Source organism: Acinetobacter lwoffii (assembly GCF_022967985.1).
GTDB lineage: Bacteria > Pseudomonadota > Gammaproteobacteria > Pseudomonadales > Moraxellaceae > Acinetobacter.
On the sequence record NZ_JALJVC010000010.1, the window covers coordinates 20,325 to 37,450 of the forward strand.

General features: G+C 46.2%; 14 protein-coding genes. 6 read left to right on the forward strand and 8 right to left on the reverse strand.

What is annotated here, in order from left to right; translation table 11 throughout:
- Positions 1–78 precede the first annotated feature (78 nt).
- The 3 genes from MWG72_RS07600 to MWG72_RS07610 all read left to right on the forward strand — a co-directional run bounded on the left by MWG72_RS07600 (position 79) and on the right by MWG72_RS07610 (position 4,013).
- Positions 79–1,095, forward strand: coding sequence for an aspartate carbamoyltransferase catalytic subunit (locus MWG72_RS07600; protein WP_004730000.1), 1,017 nt, complete (start codon positions 79–81; stop codon positions 1,093–1,095).
- Between the two features lie 10 nt (positions 1,096–1,105).
- A complete protein-coding gene (locus tag MWG72_RS07605) occupies positions 1,106–2,341 on the forward strand; it encodes a dihydroorotase (RefSeq protein ID WP_247143613.1) in 1,236 nt (411 codons plus the stop codon).
- A gap of 181 nt (positions 2,342–2,522) precedes the next feature.
- On the forward strand, positions 2,523–4,013 hold the full coding sequence (locus MWG72_RS07610) for an OmpA family protein (RefSeq protein ID WP_247143614.1): 1,491 nt from the start codon (positions 2,523–2,525) through the stop codon (positions 4,011–4,013).
- 54 nt (positions 4,014–4,067) lie between these two features.
- Here MWG72_RS07610 and MWG72_RS07615 read toward each other — a convergent pair whose 3' ends face one another.
- The 8 genes from MWG72_RS07615 to MWG72_RS07650 all read right to left on the reverse strand — a co-directional run bounded on the left by MWG72_RS07615 (position 4,068) and on the right by MWG72_RS07650 (position 13,544).
- Complete coding sequence (locus MWG72_RS07615) at positions 4,068–5,480, reverse strand: short-chain fatty acid transporter (RefSeq protein WP_004646585.1); 1,413 nt, start codon at positions 5,478–5,480, stop codon at positions 4,068–4,070.
- A gap of 96 nt (positions 5,481–5,576) precedes the next feature.
- Positions 5,577–6,215, reverse strand: coding sequence for a CoA transferase subunit B (locus tag MWG72_RS07620; RefSeq protein WP_247143615.1), 639 nt, complete (start codon positions 6,213–6,215; stop codon positions 5,577–5,579).
- A gap of 2 nt (positions 6,216–6,217) precedes the next feature.
- Entirely contained in the window at positions 6,218–6,922 is a 705-nt protein-coding gene (locus MWG72_RS07625; protein WP_004729993.1) for a CoA transferase subunit A, read from the reverse strand.
- Between the two features lie 93 nt (positions 6,923–7,015).
- Positions 7,016–7,918, reverse strand: coding sequence for a hydroxymethylglutaryl-CoA lyase (locus tag MWG72_RS07630; protein ID WP_247143616.1), 903 nt, complete (start codon positions 7,916–7,918; stop codon positions 7,016–7,018).
- Positions 7,915–9,909 (reverse strand): acetyl/propionyl/methylcrotonyl-CoA carboxylase subunit alpha, encoded by a 1,995-nt coding sequence (locus tag MWG72_RS07635; protein ID WP_247143617.1) that lies wholly within the window; start codon positions 9,907–9,909, stop codon positions 7,915–7,917. The genes MWG72_RS07630 and MWG72_RS07635 overlap by 4 nt, the downstream gene beginning before the upstream one ends.
- A 19-nt stretch (positions 9,910–9,928) precedes the next feature.
- Complete coding sequence (locus MWG72_RS07640) at positions 9,929–10,723, reverse strand: enoyl-CoA hydratase/isomerase family protein (RefSeq protein WP_247143618.1); 795 nt, start codon at positions 10,721–10,723, stop codon at positions 9,929–9,931.
- An 11-nt stretch (positions 10,724–10,734) separates the two neighbouring features.
- Positions 10,735–12,336: a carboxyl transferase domain-containing protein gene (locus MWG72_RS07645; protein WP_247143619.1), complete on the reverse strand. Its 1,602-nt coding sequence runs from the start codon at positions 12,334–12,336 to the stop codon at positions 10,735–10,737.
- A gap of 35 nt (positions 12,337–12,371) precedes the next feature.
- Positions 12,372–13,544 carry an isovaleryl-CoA dehydrogenase gene (locus MWG72_RS07650; protein ID WP_247143620.1) on the reverse strand — a complete coding sequence of 391 codons (1,173 nt, stop codon included), beginning with the start codon at positions 13,542–13,544 and terminating at the stop codon, positions 12,372–12,374.
- Between the two features lie 148 nt (positions 13,545–13,692).
- Here MWG72_RS07650 and MWG72_RS07655 point away from each other — a divergent pair, with 148 nt between their 5' ends.
- From MWG72_RS07655 to MWG72_RS07665, 3 genes are all read left to right on the forward strand, one after another.
- The gene (locus MWG72_RS07655) at positions 13,693–14,328 is read left to right on the forward strand and encodes a TetR/AcrR family transcriptional regulator (RefSeq protein WP_005251442.1); all 636 of its coding nucleotides are present in this window, start codon (positions 13,693–13,695) and stop codon (positions 14,326–14,328) included.
- 98 nt (positions 14,329–14,426) lie between these two features.
- Complete coding sequence (locus MWG72_RS07660) at positions 14,427–16,115, forward strand: AMP-binding protein (protein WP_247143621.1); 1,689 nt, start codon at positions 14,427–14,429, stop codon at positions 16,113–16,115.
- A 309-nt stretch (positions 16,116–16,424) separates the two neighbouring features.
- Positions 16,425–17,093 (forward strand): class I SAM-dependent methyltransferase, encoded by a 669-nt coding sequence (locus MWG72_RS07665; protein WP_247143622.1) that lies wholly within the window; start codon positions 16,425–16,427, stop codon positions 17,091–17,093.
- Positions 17,094–17,126: the final 33 nt, after the last annotated feature.

Here is a 17,126-nt window from a genome sequence, read left to right on the forward strand (position 1 = left end):
ACAAGTAGCAGCGTGGCCAACTATAAAAATTCGCCAATCTCTGTATAATATGTTGACTTAACGCATAAGGAATCTCTCATGCACTTGGCGGCATTGCATACACCGAGCCAGATTCAACTCAATAAAGAAGGTAATCTAAAACACTTCTTGACCATCGAAGGTCTTTCTAAAGAAACCCTGACAAAAATATTGGACACTGCACAGTCCTTTTTTAATGACCAAAATCAGCTGATCACCAATAATTTGCTCGAAGGCAAAACGGTGATGAACCTGTTCTTCGAAAATTCTACCCGTACCCGCACCACCTTTGAAGCTGCTGCCAAGCGCCTTTCTGCCAACGTCCTCAATATCGATATTGCCCGTTCGAGTACTTCCAAAGGTGAAACCCTGCGTGACACGTTATGGAATCTGGAAGCTATGGCGGCCGATATTTTCGTGGTACGTCATTCATCTTCAGGGGCAGCGCATTTTATTGCCAAAGATGTCTGCCCAACGGTGGCAATTATTAATGCCGGTGATGGCCGTCATGCGCATCCGACTCAAGCGATGCTGGACATGCTGACCATTCGCCGTGAAACCAAGAAAAAATTCGAAGAAATGTCGATTGCCATTATTGGCGATATCAAGCATTCACGTGTCGCGCGCTCAGATGTAGCCGCCTTGCAAACTTTAGGCTGCCAGGATATCCGGGTGATTGCACCGAATACCTTGCTGCCATTAGGCTTTGAAGAATATGGCGATGGTGTTCGTCTATTTAACAATATGGAAGACGGCATTAAAGACTGCGACGTGATTATTACGCTTCGTATTCAAAATGAGCGTATTGATTCTCCGGCACTGGCCTCGCAAGCTGAGTTCTACAAAATGTATGGCTTGAATAAAGAACGTCTTGCCATGGCCAAACCGGATTGTATCGTGATGCATCCGGGACCAATGAACCGCGGCGTTGAAATCGACTCAAGTATTGCGGATGGTCCGCAATCTGTGATTTTGAAGCAGGTGACCAATGGCATTGCAGTGCGTATGGCGGTGTTGGCTTTGTCGATGCAAGGCCAGTTGCAAGAACAAGGTTTGATTGAAGCGATTGCGGGTTAAGGAATAAGTCATGACTATTGTAAAAATTGAAAATGTCCGTGTTCTTGATCCGATCCAAAACACTAATTCTATCCAGACCGTGTATCTGGAAAATGGCAAATTCGTTGCAGAAACAGCAGATATCTCTGAAACGATAGATGGTCAAGGCAAATGGTTAATGCCAACCATGGTCGATTTGTGTGCGCGTTTACGTGAACCGGGTCAACAGCAACATGGTACGCTTAAGTCTGAAGGAAAAGCGGCACGTGAAAATGGCATTTTGCATGTATTTACGCCACCCGATTCAAAGCCAATCGTACAAGACAACGGTGCGCTGATTCACGGTCTGGTCGAAAAAGCCATGCTGGATGGTGGTATCTATCTTCAAGTGATTGGTGCGCAAACCCAAGGCTTAAATGGTCAACAACCGGCAAATATGGCGGGCTTGAAAAAGGGCGGTTGTACAGCCGTCTCCAATGCCAGTGCGCCGTTTGCCAATGATGACGTGGTACTGCGTACCCTTGAATATGCTGCAGGTTTAGACCTGACGGTGGTGTTCTATGCAGAAGAACCACAAATTGCCAAAGACGGCTGTGTGCATGAAGGTTTTATTGCTTCACGTCAGGGCTTGCCGATGATTCCGGCACTGGCTGAAACCGTGGCAATTGCCAAATATCTGTTGATGATTGAATCAACCAAAGTACGAGCACACTTTGGTCTGTTGTCTTGTGGTGCATCTGTCGAATTGATCCGTATTGCCAAGGAAAAAGGCTTGCCAGTGACCTGTGATGTGGCCATGCATCAGTTACATTTAACTGATCATTTGATTGATGGATTTAACTCTCTTGCACATGTGCGTCCACCGCTTCGTTCTGAACAGGACAAAGAATTACTGCGTCAGGGTGTAAAATCAGGTGTGATTGATGCGATTTGTACTCATCATGAACCGCTAAGCAGCTCTGCGAAAATGGCGCCGTTTGCTGAAACACAGCCAGGATTCACAGCTTTTGATACTTATGTGCCTTTTGGTCTGCAACTGATTCGTGAAGGATTGTTGACTCCACTGGAATGGGTAGAAAAAGTAACCTTGGCTCCGGCTCGTGTTGCGCAAATGGCAGATCGCTGGGTAAATGAATCAGGCTGGGTGCTGCTAGATCCGGAACTGGAATGGACCCTGAATAAAGAAAGCATCGTGTCACAAGGTAAAAATACCCCGCTAATTAATCAAAAAGTGCTGGGTAAAGTTGTTCAAACTTTTACTGCTTAAGTGATCCCAATTTTATAAAAGTCAGCTTCGGCTGGCTTTTTTTATTTTTAAATTCTGTATCAGTAAAATGAGTGCTCAATAAAAATAGTGAAACTTTATGATATTCATACAATTATTTACATTTTAAAAAAATGGGGATCGTTACACTGATTAAATATTAAACATTAGAAAAATCAAAAGAATGGTGACGATTATGAATATAGACTTTATAGAACGCTTAAAAAGCGATGTTACGGCTATTGTGCTTCAAGGTGAAACCGAGCATTTATTTGCCAAAGATCAAGCTTTGGCTCAATTCTATCCCATATTTTTAAGTATATTGCGTGCACGTCCCGCCTGGATTGAGAATCTTGGTCAGCAACTTAATCCAAAAATTCATGAATTATTCAATGCAAATCCGGCACTCAAGCAGCAGTTTCTGGATCAAGTGGATCAGAGCGCGCCACAAGATGAAATAGAGCATACCTTGAACCGGTCAATTGTACCGACCATGAATTTTTTACAGACCGAAGCGGGTGCTTCAAGTCCGGAAGCGATTGGCCATTTGCTGGAAACCCACGCCGATTCGATTCAGCGTGCATTACCCGTTTGGGCTGGCCCTATTCTGGCAGCGCTAGGAGTTTCACCCTTGGCAGGGCAGAATTTAAATCAGGAGCCTGTATTGGCGGAGCAGACCATCATTGTTCAGGAAGAGAGAAAAACCGGCTTTTTATGGCCGTTTATTATTTTTCTGATCTTGGCGGGTTTGATCCTGTTTCTGGTTCGTAGCTGCATGCAGGATGATGTTGAAGATTCAAATACCCAGGCAACGAGCGAAGTTGCTGCAGCTCAGCCTGCATCCTTGCGATTAAGTACCGGCAGTAATGGCGAAATTGTCAGTTGCCAATTACAGCTGAATAATCCGCAGTATATGGAAATTCTACAAAATGAGATCAAACAGATCTTTAATTATAATATTGGTTGTGGTGCGCTGAGCAGTGAGGTTTATCATTCAGAATTCACCGATCAAGATACTATTCCGACTGTGTTGAGAACAATCCAAGGAATGCCAAATGTATCACTGGACTGGATTGGCAATCAGGTTTCGGTGCGTGCAGCAACCAATGTAGAAGCCGAGCGTCTGGCAGCACAAATTCGTAGTCTGGCCAAGAATGTCACGGTGGTTACCCAACAGCCGCTCAACAGAAGTGACGTGATTAATACGGCCAATAGCGAAGCAGAACAAGCTTTGGCCAGTATCAAGACCGATAATGTTAAAGCGCTGGATGTGGCGACTGCACTGAATTTACAGATCATTAATTTTGATACGGCATCGACTGAAGTTCCCGAGGTCAATAAATTGGTGCTGGATCAGGCTGCTGCATTATTGCAACGAGCACCGCATGTCATTCTGAAGGTTACAGGACATGCCGATGCTCAGGGTAGTGAAGCAGAAAATAAGGTGCTGTCTGTGCAACGAGCTCAAGCGATTACCAGTTATCTCGTTGGAAAAGGGGTCAATCCTGCACAGTTACAGGCAGTTGGCATGGGAGAGGATCAGCCGGTTGAACCCAATGCCACACCTGCCGGACAGTTTCAGAATCGTCGCGTGACCTTTGAGGTCGTGAATACCGAAACGGGAATTGTACGTGAAGTAGATGATGAAGGTGTAGTTGAGAAGACAGGAAATTAAGAGAGCGGCCTAAATAAAAAAGGACGAATTTTCGTCCTTTTTTATTATCTTAAATTAAGAAAATACCGGCGGGCTATAAGTCAATGTCCGACCAAGGAACCATAGCAGGAACAGTACCAAAGGCAGATGGAAAATCAACTGGGTCACCGTAAATCCAATCACATCTTTGGCTTTTAATTTCAGGATACCCAACATCGGAAGCATAAAGAATGGATTAATCAGATTCGGCAAGGCTTCTGCCGCATTATAAATCTGTACCGACCAGCCCAGATGCACTTTCAGGTCATGCGCAGCCTGCATCACATAGGGCGCTTCGATAATCCATTTCCCTCCGCCAGAAGGAATAAAGAAACCCAGAATCGCCGAGTATAAGCCCATCACAATGGCAAAGGTTTCCTGCGAGGCAATGGAAACAAAGAACTCGGCAATGTAATGTGACAATGACAGATCGGCCGGGTTTAGCGCATTGGTCATCATAAAGGCAATACTGCCATACAGCGGAAACTGGATCAGTACCCCAGAAATGGCGGGTACGGCTTTGGATACCGCATTCAGGAAATTTCGCGGTGTACCGTGTAAGGCCACGCCCAAAATCAGGAAGATAAAGTTATAGGTATTTAAGCTGGAAATGGCCAGAATCGGATTGCTTTTGGAAAATTCGTTAAACATCCAGACTGCACCCAGAATCACAATCAGAATGCTTAAAATGGGTGAATTTTCCAGCCAATCCCCCGGTCTTTTTTCGGCAGATACTTCCGGTTTTTCTTCTTCAATCTGAATCGGGAAGTGCTCAATGGTTTTAATGTCAGACCCTTTAGGTGCTGACCAGTAAGCAATCGCAATTGAAGCTACAATCAGTACCGCCGTCATGATCATGGATTGCGGCAGGAAAATGGTTTCGGTAAATGGAATCACGCCCGTCAGATTATAAATCGGTTCAGGCAGACTGCTTTTATTGGCCTGTAACTGTGCAGCTGAAGAACTGATGCCCAGTGCCCAGGTCGCACCCATCCCGATAATCGCGGCAGCCGCAGCAGCGCGGTAATCCATGTTAAGCTCTTTACGCTGTGCCAGTGCAATCACTAGGAGTGCAGTCAGTACAGTACTCATGGCCCAATTAATCAGAGAAATTAACAGGCTGACCGTGGCGACCAGGACAATCGCACCACGACCGGAATGTGGCAGGCGCGCCATTTTCTGGATCAGAAGCTGGACAGGCTTAGATACGGAAACCACATAACCGACCACGATCAGCATGCACATCTGCAAGGTAAAGGGAATCAGGCTCCAGAAGCCGTCTCCAAAGGAAATCGCGACATCCTGTGCGGGTGCACCAATTCCGATGGCGGCAATCGCCACAATGATGACGCCAAGCAGGGCAAAAATATAAGAATCCGGAAACCATTTTTCAGACCAGTCGCTGACGCGCAAGGCGAAGCGCTGCAAAATATTTTGTTGAGTTTGCATGATTAAAATCCATTTATTCTGCGATTATTATTTTGAAATGAAACAGCTATATATAAAAAAGCCCTTAAGATGCTTCATTCTTAAGGGCTGGCTGGATCAGGCAGCGTTACGTAGTAGCGCTACCCCCGTGACTTTTTGAATCTCTTCAAAACTTACCTCTGGTGCCAGTTCAACCAGTTGAATTCCATCAGGAGTAACATCCAGTACACCGAGATCGGTAATAATCCGGTTCACCACAGCCTGGCCGGTCAGCGGCAGGCTACATTGCGGTACAATTTTCGGTGTACCATCTTTGGCGCAGTGTTCCATCAAGACCACGACCTTTTGTACACCCGCGACCAGATCCATGGCACCGCCCATGCCTTTGACCTTTTTGCCTGGAATCATCCAGTTGGCCAGATCACCAGTTTCGGACACTTCCATAGCACCCAGAATGGCAATATTGACATGACCGCCACGGATCATGGCAAAGGAGTCGGCACTTGAGAAAAATGAAGCACCTTTACGCGCGGTAACCGTCTGTTTACCGGCATTGATCAGGTCGGCATCCACTGTCTCCTCGGTTGGAAATTCGCCAATCCCCAGCAGGCCATTTTCCGACTGCAGCCAGACATTGATATTTTCCGGAATATAGTTCGCGACTAGCGTCGGCAGGCCAATCCCTAGATTGACGTAGAAACCATCTTCAAGCTCTTGTGCCGCGCGCTGCGCCATTTCATTACGTGTCCAAGCCATGATCAAGCCTCCGCCTTTAAAGTCATCTGTTCAATACGTTTTTCCGGTTGAGCATTCAGGACTATCCGGTTCACATAAATTCCCGGAAGATGGATTTCGTCCGGATCCAGCACGCCAATTTCGACAATCTCTTCGACTTCAGCAATGGTAATTTTGCCGGCCATGGCACAGACCGGATTAAAGTTCTGGGCGGTTTTACGGAAAATCAGGTTGCCGGCTTTATCGGCCTTATAGGCTTTAACCAGAGCAACATCAGCTGTTAAAGATTCTTCCAGAATGTAAGACTTGCCATTAAATTCACGGACATCCTTACCTTCAGCGATCACGGTTCCGACACCCGTCGCCGTATAAAAAGCCGGAATACCGGCACCGCCAGCACGTAATTTTTCTGCCAGTGTACCCTGTGGGGTCAGCTCAACTTCCAGTTCGCCATTTAAATATTGACGTTCGAATTCCTTGTTTTCACCGACATAAGAGGAGATCATTTTTTTAATCTGTTTTGTTTCCAGTAAAAGCCCCAGACCGAAGCCGTCTACACCGGCATTATTGGAAATACAGGTCAAATTTTTGGCACCAGTTTCTTTTAGGGCCGTGATCAAAGCTTCTGGAATACCACATAGGCCGAAACCACCGACAGCCAGAGTATGACCATCTTGCACCACATCCTTTAAGGCGGATTGAGCGCTGTCATAAACCTTGTTTGACATCTTGTCACCTCTATTGTTATTACAGCAGACTTAAATCTGCTGTTTATATCCTTATGGGTTGCTTAAGTTTATTTTGCTCAAGCATGATTATTGTTAAGCACAGGCTTTTTGCCAGTAGGCATTGGCATAATTGGATGGATTATTGCGCTGCAAGACTTCACTGATATTACGACTGGCCTGCATCAGTGCATCCAGCTGAATACCGGTTTCAAAGCCCATATTCGAGAGCAGGTAATACAGGTCTTCGGTCGAGACATTGCCAGATGCACCTTGGGCATAAGGACAGCCACCCAGTCCAGCAATGGAGGAGTCAAAGACCCGAATGCCTTGAAGTAAAGACTGGTAAATATTGGCGATTGCCATGCCGTAGGTATTATGGAAATGTCCCGCCAACACTTTGGCATCAAGTTCAGCCAGACAAGCATCCCAGACATTTTTCACCCGATCCGGTGTTGCTGTGCCAATGGTTTCACCCAATGACACTTCATAGCAGCCCATCTCCAGCAAACGCTGGGTGACTTTCACCACCTGCTTCGGATCAATCGCACCTTCATAAGGACAGTCCACCATGCAGGAGACATAGCCGCGCACCTTAATATCATTGGCTTTGGCTGCTGCCATGACATCGGCAAACTTCTCGAAGCTTTCATCAATCGAGCAGTTGATGTTCTTGCGGGTAAAGCTTTCAGAAGCAGCGGTAAATACCGCGACTTCTTTGCAACCCACAGCCAGTGCCGATTCAAAACCTTTCAGATTTGGGGTCAGCAGACTGAACTGAATATTCGGATCTTGGGGTAGGCTGGCAAAGAGCACATCACTGTCTGCCATTTGCGGTACCCATTTGGCTGAAACGCAGGAGCCGACTTCGATGGACTGTAGACCGGTTTTCATCAGGTCCAAAATCAGGTTTTTCCGGTCATCCAATGTCAAAGGTGTTTTTTCATTTTGCAGGCCATCGCGTGGCCCGACTTCTACGATTTTGACAAAATCCGTCATGCCACTTCCTCCGCCAGCGGCTGGAACTCGACCAGTTCATCACCGGCTTTAACCTGATCACCCTTCTGGAAATATGAGCTTGCGATGATGCCGTCATGCGGTGCGCGAATCGAGTATTCGATCTTCATGGCTTCCAGCGTCATCAGCACATCATCTTTTTTGACTTTGTCATTGGCTGCCACGAGCACCTGGGTAATGACGCCTGGCATTGGCGCGATCAGGTTATTTTCCGTGCCTTGTTCATCCTGATTATTAAAATCAGACTTCAGGTAATTGAACTTATAGCTTTGACCATTCTGGAATAGGGTAATGCCTTGCTCAGTCTGGCTAAAAGCCAGTTTTTGCTGTTTACCCGCCAGTTGTAACGCTAAAGTATGGGCATCGACGAGTTGACCCTGAATTTGAATTTGCTGACCGTTATAGCTGGCGACAAAGCCTTGATCCTGAGTGCGGAACTGAACTTTCAGGTTGATGCCATTGCGTTGTAATTGCACTGTATGGCTATTTTGCTGGTTTAGGCGCCAGAATGCTTGCTGCTGCCATACCGGATTGCTTGGAGCGGGATTCTGTGCCTGACGTGACAGAAGTTCAATCAGTGCGGCACTAACTACCAGTTCGGCACGGATATCCGCAGAAGGTTTGAGCAGAGATTCTTCTTCACGCTGAATCAGGCCAGTATCTAAATGTGCATTTTTAAAAGAGTCACACAGCACCAAGCGATCTAGAAAAGCGATATTGTTACCCAGACCATCGACATGGAACTGACCCAGTGCATGATGCATTTGGGTCAAGGCTGCTTCACGATTTTTACCCCAGACAATCAGTTTGGCAATCATCGGATCATAATAGGTGCTGATTTCATCGCCTTCGACAATGCCACTATCAACGCGGACATGGTCATTTTGCTCCGGATAATGCAGGTAGCTGATCTGACCAATCGCAGGAATAAAGCCTTTTTCCGGTTCTTCGGCATAAACACGGGCTTCGAGTGCATGTCCATGAATCTGCAATTCATGCTGCTGCTTCGGTAAAGGTTCACCAAAGGCCACGCGCAGTTGCCATTCCACTAGATCCTGTCCGGTAATCATTTCAGTGACAGGATGTTCAACCTGAAGACGGGTGTTCATTTCCATGAAGTAAGCTGTGCCGTCTTGCTCCACGATAAACTCGACTGTACCGGCACCGACATAATTTACTGCACGCGCAGCATCGATTGCCGCCTGACGCATCGCCTCCAGTTTGTCTTCCGGCATTTTCGGTGCAGGCGCTTCTTCCAACACTTTCTGATGGCGACGCTGTACCGAGCAATCACGTTCGAACAGATGTACATAATTGCCGTGGGTATCACCAAACACCTGCACTTCAATATGACGTGGCTGAATCACATAACGTTCAATCAGAACGTCTTCATTGCCAAAACTTGAACGTGCTTCACTCTTGCATGAAGCAAGCGAGCTAAGAAAATCTTCGCTGCGTTCCACCAGACGCATGCCTTTACCGCCACCGCCGGCACTGGCCTTGATCAGTACCGGATAGCCAGTATTGTCTGCCTGCTGTTTCAGGAAGTCGGCATCCTGATTGGTACCATGATAGCCGGGGGTTAGAGGCACACCGGCTTTTTCTATCAGCGCTTTAGAGGTGGCCTTTAGACCCATTGCCAGAATGGCATCCACTGGCGGACCAATAAAGACAATGTTGTTATCCTGACAGGCCAGGGCAAACTGGTCATTTTCAGACAGGAAACCATAACCTGGATGAATGGCCTGAGCACCGGTAGTTTTTGCTGCCTGAATAATACGTTCAATCTGTAAATAACTTTGTGCAGCAGGCGATTCACCAATATGGATGGCTTCATCTGCCAGTTTCACATGCTGTGCCTGAGCATCGGCATCGGAGTAGACGGCAACGGTGGCAATCCCTAACTTTTTCGCTGTACGAATCACACGGCAGGCAATTTCACCACGATTGGCAATTAAAATCTTTTCAAACATCCTACGATCCTTCTTGTTGTTATGCCGTGGTCTTGATCCAGGCCGGGCTTTGTTTGTTTAAAAATGCATTCAGTCCATTTTTCGCCTCATCTCCCTGGCGAACATGGGCAATATGCTGTGCGGTTTTAAACAGCAGATCTTCAGTCAGGACCTGTTGATCGACCAGTTGAATCAGCTGTTTTGAGGCGTTTTGCGCTGCTGGTCCACCGAGTAAGAGCGCTTCCACAATCTCATCAATTTTGCTGTCGAGCTGTTCTGGTGCAGTCACTTCATGTGCCAGACCAATGGTTTTCGCCTGTTCAGCTGAGATTCGCTCAGCAGTCAGGAAATAACGTGACGCCTGACGGGCGCCAATCGCACGAATCACATACGGACTAATGGTCGAAGGGGCTAATCCTAAACGTACTTCTGACGTCGCAAACTTGGCATCTGTACTGGCCACACAAATATCACAGGCTGAGGCCAGCCCCATGCCGCCACCAAAGGCAATGCCGTGTACCCGGGCAATGGTTGGCTGTTTTAAGGTCGCCAGACTTTGCAGCATTTTTGCCAGTTTGAGAGCATCCGCTTCGTTGTCTGCCTGTGATGCCTGACCTGCCTGTTTCATCCAGTTCAGATCCGCGCCAGCAGAGAAACTCTTGCCTCGGCCTGCCAAAATCACCACACGCACATCATCATGGTCATTTAAAGACCGGAAACAGGCATGCAGTTCTTCAATCACCTGGGTATTAAAAGCATTGTGCAGTTCGGCACGGTTAATCCAGACTGTCGCGACCTGATCCTGCTGTTCGAGCTGTAAAAATTGATATGTCATTTTGTCACCCCTTACATGCGGAACACGCCGAATTTGGTTGGCTGGATTGGCGCATTCAGTGCCGCAGCCAGACTCAAGGCTAGGACTTCACGCGATTGCGCTGGATCAATGACACCGTCATCCCATAAACGCGCAGAAGCATAGTAAGGATGGCCTTGGCGTTCATATTGGTCACGAATCGGCTGTTTAAACTGGTCTTCTTCTTCAGCAGACCATGTTCCACCTTTTTGTTCAATCTGATCGCGTTTCAAAGTCGACAATACGCTAGAGGCCTGTTCACCGCCCATCACTGAAATACGCGAGTTTGGCCAGGTCCACATGAAGCGTGGCGAATAGGCGCGGCCACACATACCGTAGTTACCGGCACCAAAAGAGCCGCCAATTACCAAGGTCAGTTTTGGAACATTGGCATTGGCGACGGCCATCACCAGCTTGGCACCATTTTTGGCAATGCCTTCATTTTCATACTGGCGACCGACCATAAAGCCGGTAATGTTTTGTAGGAAAATCAGCGGAATATTGCGCTGGGTACACAGTTCAATAAAATGTGCGCCTTTTTGGGCAGACTCGGAAAATAGAATGCCATTATTGGCAATTATCCCGACCGGCATGCCATAGAGCTTGGCAAAACCGGTCACCAGGGTAGTGCCGAAACGTGCCTTGAACTCGTCAAAACGTGAACCGTCGACAATACGGGCTATCACTTCACGGATATCAAAAGGCTTACGCGCGTCACTCGGCACAATGCCGTACAGTTCCGAACTGTCAAATAGCGGCGCTTCGATTTCATCTGCGGTCTTGTTTGGCTTTTTGTTCAGGTTGGCCACGATGTTGCGGGCAATCGCAATCGCATGTTCATCGTTTTCAGCCAGATGATCAGCTACACCCGATAAACGGGTATGCACATCACCACCACCCAAGTCTTCACTGGAAACCACTTCACCAGTAGCTGCCTTAACTAGAGGAGGGCCACCCAAGAAAATCGTGCCCTGATTGCGCACAATAATAGTTTCATCCGACATCGCGGGAACATACGCACCGCCCGCAGTACAGCTACCCATTACCACTGCAATCTGGGCGATACCTTGGCTTGACATACGTGCCTGATTGTAGAAAATACGGCCAAAGTGATCGCGATCCGGGAAAACTTCATCCTGTAAAGGCAAATATGCACCCCCTGAATCCACCAGATAGATACAGGTCAGATGGTTCTGTTCGGCAATTTCCTGGGCACGTAAATGCTTTTTCACTGTTAATGGATAATAAGTACCGCCTTTCACCGTAGCATCATTGGCGATGATCATGCAGGTCACACCGTTGACCTGACCAACACCCGCGACCACACCTGCGGCAGGAACATCATCCTGATAGACTTGATAGGCAGCCAGCTGACCAATTTCCAGAAAAGCGGTTCCTGGATCAATCAGGTGATTAATCCGTTCACGTGGTAACAGCTTGCCGCGATCTAAATGTTTTTGGCGGGCAGTTTCGCCGCCACCGAGAGCAATCTTTTCGACTTTCTGTTTTAGGTCATCCACCAGTTGCAGCATGGCAGTCTGGTTGGTTTTAAACTCTTCACTACGAGTATTAATTTTGCTCGATAACTGATTCATGACGAACATCCTTGTTTTATTCTAAGTGTTAAGATTTAGGCTGTTTCGTTGAAAAGTTCACGGCCAATCAACATGCGACGGATTTCTGAAGTACCGGCGCCAATTTCATACAGTTTGGCATCGCGCCATAAACGGCCTGCAGCAAACTCGTTGATATAACCGTTACCACCTAAAGTCTGAATAGTTTCACCCGCCATCCAGGTTGCTTTTTCAGCAGCATATAAAATGGCACTGGCAGCATCTTTACGCAGGCTACGGCTATGTTCGGCCTTGTCACATTCAGCGCCGACCGCATAAACCAGTGCCTTACATGCCAGCCAAGTCGAATACATGTCGGCAATTTTGCCTTGCATTAACTGGAATTCACCCAGCGCCTGACCAAACTGTTTACGGTCATGAATATATGGAATCACGGTATCCATACAGGCATCCATAATCCCCAGTGGGCCAGCACTCAATACAGCCCGCTCGTAATCCAGCCCACTCATTAACACTTTGGTACCATTGCCGACGCCACCCATGACGTTTTCTTTCGGTACTTCGACATTGTCAAAAAACAGCGGATAAGTATTGGAACCGCGCATACCCAGTTTGTCCAAATGCGTGCCATGACTGAAACCTGGCATATTTTTTTCAACCAGAAAGGCGGTCATACCTTTGGCACCTGCTTGTAAATCGGTTTTGGCATAGACGACAAGTACATCGGCATCACCACCATTAGTAATCCACATCTTGGAACCGTTGAGTAGATAATGATCGCCTTTATCTTCAGCTTTCAGTTTCATGCTGACTACATCTGATCCGGCATTTGGCTCAGACATTGCTAATGCACCGACATATTCGCCAGAAATCAGTTTTGGCAGGTAACGCTGCTTCTGTTCTTCATTACCATTTCGCTTAATTTGGTTTACACATAGGTTAGAATGGGCACCATAGGACAAACCAATGGATGCTGAAGCACGGGAAATTTCTTGCATGGCAATAATATGGGCCAGATACCCCAGATTGGTACCGCCATATTCCTCACTGACCGTTAAACCAAGTAGACCCATATCACCAAATTTTTTCCAGAGGTGAGCCGGGAATTCATTGTCACGGTCAACTTGCTGGGCAATTGGGGCAATTTCCTTGGTGCAAAATGCGGCCACTGAATCACGAAGCGCAATAAGAGTTTCATCCAAACCGAAATCCAAGCTTTGTAAATTCATTCTTCATCCATCCTGAGGTTATATTTGTTGTGTCCAAAAAAGCATTGTTGTTGTGCTTGTGGTTTTAACATACAACGAAAAAATAAAAAAGTGAATCTATATTCACAAAATGATTTACAATTCATTTTATCTTGTTGAGATTAATTTTATGAGTTATAAAAGATCATCATTGATGCAGGAACGAATGGAACAAAATCGCCTGTCGATTTTGGAATCTGCTCGTGAACTGATTATTCAAGGGGGCTTGAAGGAGGCATCGATTCAGGCGATTGCAGAACGCGCAGGCGTTTCTACAGGGCTGGTCTATCGATATTTCGAAAGCAAAAGCCAGATTTTAATTGAGGTTTTGTCGGCCGCGATTCAGCATGAAGTCGGAATTCTGAACCATATTGCCGAGTCAGATTTATCGCCAAAACTGAAATTGCAAAAATCTGTTACAACTTTTGTCAAGCGTGCCATGAATAGCCCCCAATTGGCGTATTCACTGATGTTCGAACCGGTCGATCCGGAAATGGAACATGAGCGTTTTCGCAGTAAGCAGCTGCTCAAGCAGAGCATTAAGGAAATTCTGGCCGAAGGAAAGGTCAATGGAGAATTCGAATTTGAAGATTTGAATACGGCAGCATTAGGTGTGGTTGGTGCCATGACCTTTGTCGTGATTGAACCTTTAAATCCGTCCCGAAATGTCATGTTTGATCAGAAGTATAAGGATCACTTTGTCAAACAGATTGCCGATTTTTGTGTCAACGCAGTACGTGGGCAGGAGGAAAATTTACAAGCATAAACACACAAAAAACCGGTACACAGACAAGGTCGTCGTGGTCATAAAACAATTAGTAAAGTTGAAAATCAGAATTACAAAGAATCAAGGAGATCGATTCAATGACACAAGTACGGTTAAGCTATGCCTATGGAACCAGCAGCCAGCCTTTATTGGGCATGACGATTGGTGAAAAATTTGATCAGGCTTGCGAGCAGTATGCAGAACGTGATGCGGTAGTGAGTTTGCATCAGAACATACGCCTCAGTTACCGGCAGCTACAGGATCAGGTCAATGCCTTTGCCTGTCAGCTGCTGAAACTGGGTATGCAAAAAGGTGACCGTCTGGCAATCTGGTCGCCGAACTGTGTGGAATGGACCATTACCCAGTTTGCGGCCTTCAAGGCAGGCATTATTCTGGTGAACCTGAATCCGGCCTATAAAAGCAATGAGCTTGAATATGTGCTAAACAAGGTCTCCTGTAAGGGACTGGTGATTGCAGCGCAGTTTAAGACGACGGACTATCAGGAAATTCTGACTAAAATTGCACCTGAGCTGATGCAGACTGAAAGTAAATTCCTCAATGCAGAGCGCTTGCCGCATTTAAAGCATGTGATTAAAATTGATGATCAGCAGCATACCGGTATCCACCGTTTTCAGGATTTACTAAGCTCGCCAAGCGCCCAAGAGCTGGAACAACTGCAACAGATCTCCAGTGAATTGCAGTTCGATGAAACGATTAATATCCAGTTTACTTCGGGCACTACGGGCAATCCGAAAGGCACCATGCTGACCCATAATAATATTTTAAATAACGGGTACTTTGTCGGTGAAGCGATTCATTTAGGTCCAGAAGACCGCGTCTGTATTTCAGTTCCTTTATTTCACTGCTTTGGTATGGTGATGGGTAATCTGGCCTGTATTACGCATGGTTCTGCCATGATCTATCCATCAGCTGTATTTAATCCGCTGGAAACCTTGAAAGCCATTCAGCAGGAAAAATGTACCGCGGCTTATGGTGTGCCAACCATGTTTATCGCTATTCTTGAGCATGAACAGTTTGACGAATTTGACCTGTCCAGTCTGCGTACCGGGATTATGGCGGGTAGTCCATGTCCGCAGGAAATTATGCAGCGCGTGATTGAACGCATGCATATGTCTGAAATCACGATTTGTTATGGCATGACCGAAACTGCGCCAGTGAGTGCACAAAGCTCAACGGCAGACAGTGTCGAGCGACGTGTTAGTACGGTTGGCCGAGTACATCCGCATCTGGAAGTTAAAATTGTCGATGAAAATGGCAAGGTGGTGCCACGCGGTCAATTGGGCGAGCTATGTGTACGCGGTTATTCCGTCATGCTCGGTTACTGGGAAGACCAGGACAAAACTCAGGAAGTGATTGATGCTGCACGCTGGATGCATACCGGTGATATCGCTGAAATGGATGATGAAGGCTTTGTGAAAATCAAGGGTCGAATCAAGGATGTCGTCATTCGTGGCGGAGAAAACCTGTTCCCGAAAGAAATCGAAGATTTCCTTTATACCCATCCTGCCGTTTCAGATGTACAGGTGATCGGTGTGCCAGACCATAAATATGGTGAGGAACTTTGTGCTTGCATCATCCTGCATGAAAATGATCCGTGTACTGAGGAAACTATCCGTCAGTATTGTAAGGAGCATATTTCTCACAATAAAGTGCCACGTTATGTGCGTTTCTTCCAGGAATTTCCAATGACGGCTTCCGGTAAGGCGCAGAAGTTCAAATTGCGTGAATTTATGCGTGAAGAGCTGAACTTGAAAGAGATTGCTTAAATTGTATTGATGTGATTCTTAAATGGGGCAAAGCAGTATTTAATGCATGCATTGCCTCCATTTGTATAACGGTTTCGATATCAATGTTTAGGCTTTTCTTACTTTTGATGGGCCAAAAGTAAGCAAAATCCCTTTATTTTGCTGAAGGGACTTCCATGTCCCTCAGCAAAATGGCGACATCCATGTCGCCGGGTCTATGATCAAATTTCAAGAAAACAGTAAATAAGATCAAGCTACAAGATTTAAATATTCAATCTATCTAAATACCCGCCTGAGTTTTAGATTCGTGCATAGATTTAGAGTAAAAATATGGCAAAAAACTTTCACAGTGAAGTCGTGGTCGTCAGTTATGACAATCATATCCGTAAACTGATTCCCGGTTATGAACTGGTGCATCAGCAGATTGAAGCAATTCTCAGCACTGAACTCCCAGAAACCGCACATATATTAATAGTGGGTTGCGGAACAGGTTATGAATTGTCGTATTTATTAGAGCAACATCCAGACTGGACCTTTACTGCAATTGATCCATCAGCAGCCATGCTGAAACAGGCTAGTAAAAATCTGAATTCTATAGATCGACAAAGGGTGCAATTCATCCAAAGCACGATTCAAGATTTGAATCAGCCGGATACTTTCGATGCCGCATTGGCCATTCTGGTGGCTCATTTCATTCCAAATTCCGAAAAAAACGGATTTTTTCAGGCTATCCATCAGTGTCTTAAAACCAACGGTCTTGCATTGACCTATGACCTGATGCAACCCGAAGATCAGCAAGACATCAAAATTATGCAGAAGCTGGCACAGCAGACAGGGTTAAGCATGGTGCAAAGTGGCAAGATGATTGAACGCTTGGAGCAGGATTTTCACTTGTTATCTGCGCAAAATTTTACAGCACTTTTAACCAAAGTCGGATTTAAACAGTGCAAAATTTATTGTCAAATCATGAATTATCATGGCTTTTTGCTCAGAAAATAAAGATCAAAGAACTTTTTGCAAATTCTAAAGTTT

What these genes read in the sequence shown, in the direction of transcription:
- MWG72_RS07600 (WP_004730000.1), top strand. Translation starts at nt 79, where the DNA reads ATGCACTTGGCGGCATTGCATACACCGAGCCAGATTCAACTCAATAAA.
- MWG72_RS07605 (WP_247143613.1), top strand. Translation starts at nt 1,106, where the DNA reads ATGACTATTGTAAAAATTGAAAATGTCCGTGTTCTTGATCCGATCCAA.
- MWG72_RS07610 (WP_247143614.1), top strand. Translation starts at nt 2,523, where the DNA reads ATGGTGACGATTATGAATATAGACTTTATAGAACGCTTAAAAAGCGAT.
- MWG72_RS07615 (WP_004646585.1), bottom strand. Translation starts at nt 5,480, where the DNA reads ATGCAAACTCAACAAAATATTTTGCAGCGCTTCGCCTTGCGCGTCAGC.
- MWG72_RS07620 (WP_247143615.1), bottom strand. Translation starts at nt 6,215, where the DNA reads ATGGCTTGGACACGTAATGAAATGGCGCAGCGCGCGGCACAAGAGCTT.
- MWG72_RS07625 (WP_004729993.1), bottom strand. Translation starts at nt 6,922, where the DNA reads ATGTCAAACAAGGTTTATGACAGCGCTCAATCCGCCTTAAAGGATGTG.
- MWG72_RS07630 (WP_247143616.1), bottom strand. Translation starts at nt 7,918, where the DNA reads ATGACGGATTTTGTCAAAATCGTAGAAGTCGGGCCACGCGATGGCCTG.
- MWG72_RS07635 (WP_247143617.1), bottom strand. Translation starts at nt 9,909, where the DNA reads ATGTTTGAAAAGATTTTAATTGCCAATCGTGGTGAAATTGCCTGCCGT.
- MWG72_RS07640 (WP_247143618.1), bottom strand. Translation starts at nt 10,723, where the DNA reads ATGACATATCAATTTTTACAGCTCGAACAGCAGGATCAGGTCGCGACA.
- MWG72_RS07645 (WP_247143619.1), bottom strand. Translation starts at nt 12,336, where the DNA reads ATGAATCAGTTATCGAGCAAAATTAATACTCGTAGTGAAGAGTTTAAA.
- MWG72_RS07650 (WP_247143620.1), bottom strand. Translation starts at nt 13,544, where the DNA reads ATGAATTTACAAAGCTTGGATTTCGGTTTGGATGAAACTCTTATTGCG.
- MWG72_RS07655 (WP_005251442.1), top strand. Translation starts at nt 13,693, where the DNA reads ATGAGTTATAAAAGATCATCATTGATGCAGGAACGAATGGAACAAAAT.
- MWG72_RS07660 (WP_247143621.1), top strand. Translation starts at nt 14,427, where the DNA reads ATGACACAAGTACGGTTAAGCTATGCCTATGGAACCAGCAGCCAGCCT.
- MWG72_RS07665 (WP_247143622.1), top strand. Translation starts at nt 16,425, where the DNA reads ATGGCAAAAAACTTTCACAGTGAAGTCGTGGTCGTCAGTTATGACAAT.